Source organism: Sutterella massiliensis (assembly GCF_016899755.1).
Lineage (GTDB): Bacteria > Pseudomonadota > Gammaproteobacteria > Burkholderiales > Burkholderiaceae_F > Sutterella > Sutterella massiliensis.
Window position 1 is genome coordinate 1 of record NZ_JACJJC010000056.1, and the last position, 1,690, is coordinate 1,690.

General features: G+C 53.2%; 3 protein-coding genes. 2 read left to right on the forward strand and 1 reads right to left on the reverse strand.

Translation table 11 applies throughout. The features are described from left to right. Both H6A60_RS14455 and H6A60_RS11125 read left to right on the forward strand, forming a co-directional pair. Positions 1-203: hypothetical protein (locus H6A60_RS14455; RefSeq protein WP_500691535.1), on the forward strand; the 203-nt coding region annotated here is incomplete at its 5' end. 12 nt (positions 204-215) lie between these two features. Next, positions 216-482 carry a Txe/YoeB family addiction module toxin gene (locus H6A60_RS11125; protein WP_205104611.1) on the forward strand — a complete coding sequence of 89 codons (267 nt, stop codon included), beginning with the start codon at positions 216-218 and terminating at the stop codon, positions 480-482. A gap of 155 nt (positions 483-637) precedes the next feature. On the opposite strand, the gene H6A60_RS11130 is transcribed toward H6A60_RS11125, so the two are convergent. Next, on the reverse strand, positions 638-1,690 hold a 1,053-nt coding region (locus H6A60_RS11130), incomplete at its 5' end, for a nuclease/transposase family protein (protein ID WP_500691536.1).

Consider the following 1,690-nt stretch of genomic DNA (forward strand, 5'->3'; position numbering starts at 1 on the left):
AGATGTGTATAAGAGACAGCTATCAAATGGGGCTTGATTTGACAACGGCTGTAAGGATGTATCTGAAGGAGATCGTTCGATCGAACCATCTTCCTTTCGTTCCGACGGCAGACCCGTTTTACAACAAAGCCAACATTGCCTATCTGGAAAGGCCTTGGAGGATGTTCGTCGCGGCCACAAGGTTTCTCAGCATGCTCTGTTGAAGGAGTAATGAAATGATTCTTGCGTGGTACGACGATGCCTGGTCTCAATATGTTGAGTGGCAGGCTAACGATAAGAGAATCCTCCGCAAGATTAATTCCCTAATTGAGGACGCGTTACGCCATCCGACGGAAGGCATCGGGAAACCAGAAGCCTTGAAATATTCATTAAGTGGCGCTTGGAGTCGAAGAATTTACGAGGAGCACCGGCTGGTCTATGTTTTTGATAAAACGACTCTGACCGTTGTTTCTTGTAAAACGCATTATTCGGATTCGCTATAAGTCTTTAGCGGGAATGCGGCTTCCTTTTCCCGAGCAACACAATCATCTTTCTTCGGCAAGGAGATTGCTCTGTCTTGGAGCGAGCCTCCTTGCCTTAATTGAGACTCCCCGCCGTGACGGGGATTCTTGTCCCCATCCTCATCACGGAGGTTTATTCATCCGACCCGACTTCGGTTTTTCCGGCGAGGCCGCTTGGAAGCGGTTGCTGACCGGCTGTCGCCGAAGACACGGATGATTCTGGCGTGCTGCCGCCTCTGGCGAAAGGCCGCAGCGAATGACGGCTCCTGCGTGGATTTCGACAAGTCGATTTCCCGATTTGGCTGCTTTAGGTCATAAGCAAGACCGGCATGCTTTAAGAGCGTCTCCACACTCGCCCATTTCTTGCGAATCAGGCACGGATCATGCTGACCTTCAACGACGCACATGGCCAAAAAGGCGCTGTACGCGTCTCGCTGAACAATGACGTCACCTACTCGCGCCCACCGCTGACTGAGCGGCTTCTTCTCATAAGTTTCCGTCACATGGTTGTATTGAGAGAGTCGGAGATGACGACAGGGAAGATCAACGAATTCCGCTCCGCTGGCGCTTTCAGCCTTGCTGCGTATGCGCTGAATCAACGATGCCGTGCCGTTTCGACCGACACTCTTTCCAAAGTTCATTTGAAAGCTGACATAGCTGTTCTTCTCACATTTGACGGTGCCGCCGAGTTGAATGATCGTGTTCGCGATCAGACCGTGGTCGGTCTTCCGCGTTTCACGCTCGCGCCGGTAGATTTCCGCCAGTTTCAGTTTGAGCGCTTCGTAGCGCTTTGAATAGTTCCAGATACGACGCCCTTTCTTGACGACGCCGTTCTTTTCGTAGTTGTCGGGATTGGTTGCCCGGCGAGACCGATCCATCTCGCGCAGAATCCGTGCTTTCTCTGCTGCATGGTCTTCGCTTCTGGGCGACGAACGCAGCAGTGCGACACCATTCTCAGAAACAAAAGCAATCTTCGAAGGCCCAGGATCGATCCCGACCCACGCCGATTTCGGCGCTGGGATGTAGCGGACCGGTGCAAGTCCCTCCAGCACAAGCTGCAGGAAGTAGCGCATGCGACCGCGAATCACTCGGCGCACTACGCGGCAATACTTGACTTTTCGCGGCTTGCTCGGATCCGTAGGATCGCAGAGCGCTTCAGTAGCGTAGGCTGTCGTCGGAACGACCACCGG

What these genes read in the sequence shown, in the direction of transcription:
- H6A60_RS11125 (WP_205104611.1), top strand. Translation starts at nt 216, where the DNA reads ATGATTCTTGCGTGGTACGACGATGCCTGGTCTCAATATGTTGAGTGG.